8 protein-coding genes are annotated in these 6,959 nt (G+C 67.5%); 4 read left to right on the top strand and 4 right to left on the bottom strand.

Features of this window, described 5'->3' with window-relative positions:
* From VEG08_14275 to VEG08_14290, 4 genes are all read right to left on the bottom strand, one after another.
* A partial coding sequence (locus VEG08_14275; GenBank protein ID HXZ29156.1) for a hypothetical protein occupies nucleotides 1-321 on the bottom strand: 321 nt, incomplete at its 3' end.
* A 69-nt stretch (nucleotides 322-390) separates the two neighbouring features.
* A complete protein-coding gene (locus VEG08_14280; GenBank protein ID HXZ29157.1) occupies nucleotides 391-1,026 on the bottom strand; it encodes an O-methyltransferase in 636 nt (211 codons plus the stop codon).
* Nucleotides 1,027-1,029: 3 nt separating this feature from the next.
* On the bottom strand, nucleotides 1,030-1,737 hold the full coding sequence (locus VEG08_14285; GenBank protein ID HXZ29158.1) for a metal-dependent hydrolase: 708 nt from the start codon (nucleotides 1,735-1,737) through the stop codon (nucleotides 1,030-1,032).
* An 84-nt stretch (nucleotides 1,738-1,821) separates the two neighbouring features.
* A complete protein-coding gene (locus VEG08_14290; GenBank protein HXZ29159.1) occupies nucleotides 1,822-2,169 on the bottom strand; it encodes a rhodanese-like domain-containing protein in 348 nt (115 codons plus the stop codon).
* A 135-nt stretch (nucleotides 2,170-2,304) separates the two neighbouring features.
* Here VEG08_14290 and hpt point away from each other — a divergent pair, with 135 nt between their 5' ends.
* The 4 genes from hpt to lysA all read left to right on the top strand — a co-directional run.
* Nucleotides 2,305-2,877 (top strand): hypoxanthine phosphoribosyltransferase, encoded by a 573-nt coding sequence (gene hpt, locus VEG08_14295; GenBank protein HXZ29160.1) that lies wholly within the window; start codon nucleotides 2,305-2,307, stop codon nucleotides 2,875-2,877.
* Between the two features lie 182 nt (nucleotides 2,878-3,059).
* Nucleotides 3,060-3,785: a deoxyribose-phosphate aldolase gene (deoC, locus tag VEG08_14300; GenBank protein ID HXZ29161.1), complete on the top strand. Its 726-nt coding sequence runs from the start codon at nucleotides 3,060-3,062 to the stop codon at nucleotides 3,783-3,785.
* Between the two features lie 94 nt (nucleotides 3,786-3,879).
* Nucleotides 3,880-5,709, top strand: a complete 1,830-nt coding sequence (locus VEG08_14305; GenBank protein ID HXZ29162.1) for a GAF domain-containing protein — start codon at nucleotides 3,880-3,882, stop codon at nucleotides 5,707-5,709.
* A 78-nt stretch (nucleotides 5,710-5,787) separates the two neighbouring features.
* The coding region (lysA, locus tag VEG08_14310) for a diaminopimelate decarboxylase (protein HXZ29163.1) at nucleotides 5,788-6,959 on the top strand (1,172 nt) is incomplete at its 3' end.

Below are 6,959 nucleotides of genomic sequence, written 5' to 3' on the forward strand. Positions count from 1 at the left end.
GCCGGCCTTTCCCTGGTTGGTGAACTCGCCCGGCTGCGCCGGCCGCGCCGGCGAGGTCGCTGCCGCCGTGACCTCCTCCAGGCTGGCCAGCTTGACCTGCCGGCCGTCCTGGAAGACGGCGAAGTCCTCCAGCTTCAGTCCGGGGACGTGCGCCCCTTTCTTGTCGTGCACCACCACCGGCACCAGCACCAGGTCGGTGCGGGAGACGAACTTGTTTTCCGTCGCGGCCTGCGGCTCCGTCGCTTGCGCCGCCGCCCAGGGCGCCAGAACTGCGCTCAGCGCCAGCGCGGTCGCCCAGCCTGCAGGATGCCTTGAGTTCATACGGACCTCCGGCCCATCATTTTGGAGGATTCTACTACCGCTTTGACAGGATTCGTTGCGCGCCCACAGCTACTGCTTCACGCACACCGCCACTCCATCCCTAAGAGGCAGGATGGTCGTGAACAGTTGCTTCGATCCATAGAGCAGCCGGTTGAATTCCAGGATGGCCTTGGTGCGAGCGTCGGGGTGGGGCTGGGCCACGCGCCCGCTCCACAGCACGTTGTCGGAGACGAGCAGTCCGCCCGGCTTCAGCCGCGGCACTGCCAGGCGGAAGACCTTGGGATAGTCTTCCTTGTCCACGTCGTTGAAGATGATGTCGAAGGATTCCGGCTTCTCCTCCGAGAGCAATTCCAGGGCGTCGCCCACGCGGATCTCCACCCGCGCCGCCACCCCCGCCTTCTCGAAGTTGCGGCGCGCTTCTTCCGCGTTCTTGCGGTCGCCGTCGGTGTAGATGACGCGCCCGCCCTCGCCCACCGCCCGCGCCCACCACAACGTGGAATACCCGATGGCCGAGCCCATCTCGAAGACGCGTTTGGCGCCGCTCACCGTGGCCAGCAGGTGGAAGAGCCGCCCTACCGCCGGGCCCACGATGGGGATGTTGCGCCGCGCCGCTTCCGCCTCCATGGCGCGCAGCACCTCGTCGCGCTCGGGCAAGAGCGCGTACAGATACGTCTCGACCGCCTCGGGAGTGATGCCGCCGGCCATGGCTTAGGAGAGCGTCTGCCCCGGCTTCAGTTCGATGACCTCGACGTCCAGGTCGGCGGCCATCCGCCGGAACTCCGCCGGCGTGCCCGTCAGCAGCGGAAAGGTGCCAAAGTGCATGGGCACGACCGCGCGCGGCCGCAGCAGTTCGCAGGCGTAGCTGGCCTCCCGCGGCGACATGGTGAACAGGTCGCCGATGGGCAGCAGCGCCAGGTCAGGCTTGTAGAGCTCGTGGATGATGCGCATGTCGCCGAAGACGTTGGTGTCGCCGGCGTGATAGATCTTCAGCCCGTTCTCCAGGGTGATCACGTAGCCGCAAGCCTCGCCCCCGTAGAGGATCTGGTCGCCGTCCTGCAGGCCGCAAGAGTGGTCGGCGTGCACCATGGTCACGCGGATGTCGCCCACCGTCTGCGAGCCGCCCTTGTTCATGGGCGCGATCTGCTTCACGCCCTTCTTCTGCAGCCAGGTACACAACTCGAAGATGCCGACCACCACCGGGTTGTGCTGCTGGGCCAGAGGGATGACGTCGGCGATGTGGTCGAAGTGGGCGTGGGTCACCAGCATCCCGTCCACCTGCGGGAACGACTTCTGGTCCTCGGGACAAGAGGGATTGCTCGCCACCCAGGGATCGAGGAGCACGGTCTTGCCTCCCGGGGTCTCCAGCTTGAAGGTGGCGTGCCCCAGCCACGTCAGCTTGGCGCCTTGCAGGTTCATGTCTTAGCCTTTAGCTCCTAGCTCTTAGCCAGGACCGTGCCGTACCGCTCGGCTCGGGTTTCGACGCTAACTCCTAGCTACTAATTACTGACCGCTCCACGCCCGCCAGCCCCCAGCGAGAGAAATGGGGGACTTGAAGCCCATTTTCTTGAGATTGACCGCCGCCAGAGCGGAGCGGCTGCCGCCGCCACAGTAGAGCACGATCTTCTTGTCCTTGTCGGTGGTGATCTGGTCGATGTTCACTTCCAGGAGGCCGCGGGACAGGTGCGCCGCGCCGGGGATCATCCCTCGCGCCGCCTCCTCCTTCTCGCGCACGTCGATGAGCAGGAAGTCCTCTTGGGCCTGCTGCATGCGCTTCAGCTCGGCCACATCGATCTCCTGGATCTGCTTCTTGGCCTCGTCCACCAGTTGCTTGAACTCCGGCAATGCCATGGCCCGCGCTTCCTCCTGATTTTGAAGACTCCGAATTCTATGCTGCGGCCGTGCGCGACGGCAACCGGGGGGATTTATCTATTTACTGATTTATTGATTTATTGATTTACTGGAGCCTGCGCGGCGCAGGGAGAAATGAATAAATCAATAAATCAACAAATCAATAATTTACCGGTCCTCTTCTCCCGCTCGCAGATCGCCGCCCGCGTGGCCGAATTGGGCGCCGAGATCACACGCGACTTCGCCGGCCAGCCCGTGGTCTTCCTGGGTGTGCTCAAGGGCGCCACCATCTTCCTCAGCGACCTGGCGCGCTCGGTCTCGCTCGACGCCACCTTCGACTTCCTCGCCGTCTCCAGCTATGGCTCGAGTTCCCAGCACTCGGGCGAGGTGCGCCTCACCAAGGACGTGGACCAGTCCATGGAGGGCAAGAACGTCATTCTGGTCGAGGACATCCTCGACACCGGCCTCACCCTCACCTACTTGAAAAACCTGCTGCTCGGGCACCGGCCGCGGGCGCTGCGCGTGGCCGTGCTGCTCGACAAGCCCGCCCGGCGCCTGCAGTCTTGCTCGGCCGACTACATCGGCTTCCGCGTGGAAGGCGATCCGTTCCTGGTGGGCTATGGCCTCGACCATGCCGAGCGCTTCCGCAACCTTCCCGACATCTGCATCCTGCCGACGGAACTGATGGGATCGATGGCGTCATTCTGAGCGGCTTCAGCCGCGAAGAATCTCGCGTGCCGCATCCACAAGGCCTGGGTAGTACACGCGAGATCCTTCGGCCCTAAAGGACCTCAGGATGACGCCTTCCATATTTTCGGATCAAGCAATGAGCCGATCACGCGATGACTCAATCCTCAGGGCCCGATCGGAGTTACAATCTCCCTTCGGCCATGTCCACCCTGACCACCGTCTCCGGCCGCCCCCAGATCGACACCCGCGACTGGCGTGCGCTCGCCCGCTGCCTGGATTCCACCCTGCTGCGCCCCGAGACCACCGCCGCCCAGGTCGCCGACCTCTGCCGCGAGGCCGCGCACTTCGGCTTCGCCACCGTCTTCGTGCATCCCTGCTCCGTGCCGCTGGCCGCTTCCCTGCTCGCCGGCACCGGAGTGCGCACGGGCTCTCCCGTCGGCTTCCCCATGGGCGCGAGCACGACCTCGGTGAAGCGCTACGAGGCCGCCGAATTGCTGCGGCTGGGAGCGCAGGAGCTCGACATGGTGATGAACATCGGCGCGCTCAAGTCGCGCGACCGCGCCCGCGTCGAGCTCGATATCCGTGGCGTGGTCGAGATCGTCCACGGCTCCGGCGCCCTGCTCAAGGTCATCCTCGAGACCTGCCTGCTGACCCTGGACGAGAAGATCGTGGCCTGCGAGTTGGCGGTGGCCGCGGGAGCAGACTTCGTGAAGACCTCCACCGGGCTGGCCGGCAGCGGCGCCACCGCCGAGGACGTCGCCCTCATGCGCGGCGTGGTGGGCGAGCGCGCCGGGGTCAAGGCCGCCGGCGGCATCCGCACCCTGGCCGACGCTCTGGCCATGATCGAGGCCGGCGCCAACCGCCTGGGCACCTCCACCGCCGCCCGGATCGTGCGCGAACTGGGCGCGCCCGAGTTCCAGCACTAACCCACACCCCAGCAAGTTGAAGCGCGACTCCGACGTCTGCCCGGCCTCCCGCATCCCCCAACCCCCGCCTGCTATCATGAGCTTTGCCCGTCCCATGAAGCCTCCCACCCAACCCGCGCCGGCGAAGGAACGCGCCCCGCAGGGCGCGGCCGCGCCCGGCCCCGCCCCTGCGCCCGCCATCGAGCCCTTCCTGCTCGAGGTCGCCGACGCGGTCAACACCACTCTCGACCTCGACAGCCTGCTGCAGCGGGTGGCGGAACTGGTGCGCCAGGTCATCGACTACCAGATCTTTGCCATCCTGCTGCTCAACGAGCGCACCCAGGAGCTGCGTTTCCGCTTCTCCGTGGGCCACACCCCGGAGGCCCAGAAGCTGCGCCCCAAGCTGGGCCAGGGCGTGGTGGGCCAGGCGGCGGAGAGGCGCGAAGTCCTGCTGGTCCCCGACGTCAGCCGCTTTCGTGGCTACATCAACGCCCACCCCAGGGTGCGCTCCGAGCTGGCCATCCCGCTGATCAACAAGAACCGGGTCATCGGGGTGATGGACCTGCAGGCCACCGCGCCTGCCTACTTCCAGCCCGAGCACGCGCGCCTGCTGGCGCTGGTGGCCTCGCGCATCGCCATCGGCATCGAGAACGCCCGCCTCTACACCCGGGTGGTGCGCCAGGCCCAGACCCTGGAGGTCTTGAACGAGATCAGCCGCGAGCTGACCTCCATCCTCAACCTCGACCGCCTGCTGGAGCGCATCGCCGAGTCGCTGGGCCGCCTCATCGATTACCAGATGTTCTCCATCCTGCTGCTCGACTCCGCCGGCGAGAAGCTCATCCACCGCTTCTCCCTGCGCTTCAACGAGAGCGTGCACCTGAAGCACGAGATCCCTCTGGGGCGCGGCCTGGTGGGCTATGCCGCCCAGCATAAGAAGGCGGTGTTGGTCCCCGACGTCAGCAGGGACGCGCGCTACATCCAGCTCAACCCCGAGACCCGCTCCGAACTCTGCGTCCCCCTGGTCTACAAGGACAAGGTGATCGGAGTGCTCGACCTGGAGCACACCCGCCGCGCTTTCTTCACCGACGACCACGTGCGCACGCTGAGCACGCTGGCGGCGCAGATCGCCATCGCCATCGAGAACGCCCGCCTCTACGAGCGCATCGCCAAGGAAGAACAGCGTCTGGAGCGCGACCTGGCCATGGCCCGCGAGGTGCAGCAGCGCCTGCTGCCCGGCGGCCGCCCCAAGCTGGGCAACGCCGGGCTGGCCGCCAAGTTCGTTCCCGCCCTGACCCTGGGTGGCGACCTCTACGATTTCCTGCCCTACTCCCAGGGGCGCACCGCCATCGCGGTGGGCGACGTCAGCGGCAAGGGCGCGCCCGCCGCCCTCTACGCCGCCCTGGTCAGCGGCATCGTGCGCCTCACCGCCGCCCGCGAACCCTTCCCCGCGCAGATGCTGGCCGCGGTGAACTCCGCCGTCGCCGGCCGCGGCTTGGAGTCCCAGTTCGTCAGCCTGATCTACGCCGTCTGGGACGACGCTCGCCGGGCCTTGCACGTGGCCAACTCCGGCCTGCCTCGCCCCATCTTCTGCCACAACGGCGAATTGCACATGATCGACGTCACCGGCCTGCCCTGCGGCATGTTCAAGGACAGCTCCTACGAGGAGCAGCAGGTCCTGACCCTGCCCGGCGACCTGGTGGTTTTCTTCAGCGACGGCATTCTCGACGCCGTCAACCGCAAGGGCGAGCCCTTCGGCCGCGGCGCAGTGGAGAAGATCGTGGCCCGCTCCTGGCGTGGCTCCGCCGACGACGTGGTCGCCGCCATCTTCCAGGCGGTGGGCAAGCACGCCCACGGCACCCGCCCCTTCGACGACCAGACCGTCGTCGCCCTGAAGATCCGCGAGGCCGGCCTGGAGACTTCCCGCCACAAGGGGAGAAGCTCCTAGCTTCTGGCTATTAGCTCTTGGCTTTTCGCCTTCTGCTTCCGCCTTCGCTGGCGACTGGCGACTTATAATCCCTCTCTCATGTCTTCCCCGCGTCCACCAGCGTTCGTCTACCGCGGCTCGCGCCTCTGCTGCGAGCGCCTTCCCTTGGCGGGCCTGGCGGAGCGCTTCGGCACACCCCTCTACGTCTATTCGGCAACCACCATCCGCCGGCGCTACCACGCCTTCGAGCGTGCCATCCCTCTCGCTCACACCATCTGCTACTCGGTGAAGGCCAACTCCAGCCTGGCGCTGCTGCGCCTGCTGGCGGAGATGGGCGCCGGCTTCGACGTGGTCTCCGGCGGCGAGCTGGAGCGCGTGCTGCGCGCCGCCCCGCGCGCCGCGGCCAAGGTCGTCTTTTCCGGCGTGGGCAAGACTGCGCCGGAAATGGATGCCGCCCTACGCGCCGGCATCCTGATGTTCAATGTGGAGAGCGAGGGTGAGCTCGCTCTGCTAGCCGCGCGCGCCGCCCGTCTGCGCAAGCGCGCCCGCGTCGCCCTGCGGGTGAATCCCGACGTCCATGCCGCGACCCACCCGCACATCTCCACCGGGCGGCTGGAACACAAGTTCGGGGTGCCCATGATCCAGGCGCGCGCTCTCTATCGCCACGCCGCGCGGGAGAAGTACCTGGAAGTCGCCGGGGTCAGCGCCCACATCGGCTCGCAGATCACCTCGTTCGCGCCCTTTGCCGCGATGGCCCGCCGCCTGGCCGGGCTGGTCCGCGTGCTGCGCGCCGACGGCCACCGCATCGGCTACCTCGACTTGGGCGGAGGGCTGGGGATTCCCTACCGCGGCGGGCGCGCAGCGGCGTTTTCAGCCTACGCACGCGCGCTCAGCGCGCCTCTGCGCGGTCTGGGTGTTCATCTGCTCCTGGAGCCCGGGCGCGCTCTCGTGGGGCCGGCGGGCGCCCTCCTCACTCGCGTGCTCTATCTCAAGCGCGACGGCCGCCGCCACTTCCTGGTGGTAGACGCGGCCATGAACGACCTGCTCCGGCCCGCTCTCTACGACGCGTACCACGAGATCGTGCCGGTCAGCGCTCCCGCTGGCGGCCGGCGCGCGACCGGGGTCTTTGACGTGGTCGGGCCCATCTGCGAGACCGGCGACTTCCTGGGCCGCAGCCGGCGCCTGCCCACGCCCGCCCCTGGCGACCTGCTGGCCGTGCTCGACACCGGCGCCTACGGCATGTCCCTCGCTTCCAACTACAACTCCCGCCC

The sequence above is a fragment of the Terriglobales bacterium genome (genome assembly GCA_035624475.1).
In the GTDB taxonomy this organism is placed as follows: domain Bacteria; phylum Acidobacteriota; class Terriglobia; order Terriglobales; family Acidobacteriaceae; genus DASPRL01.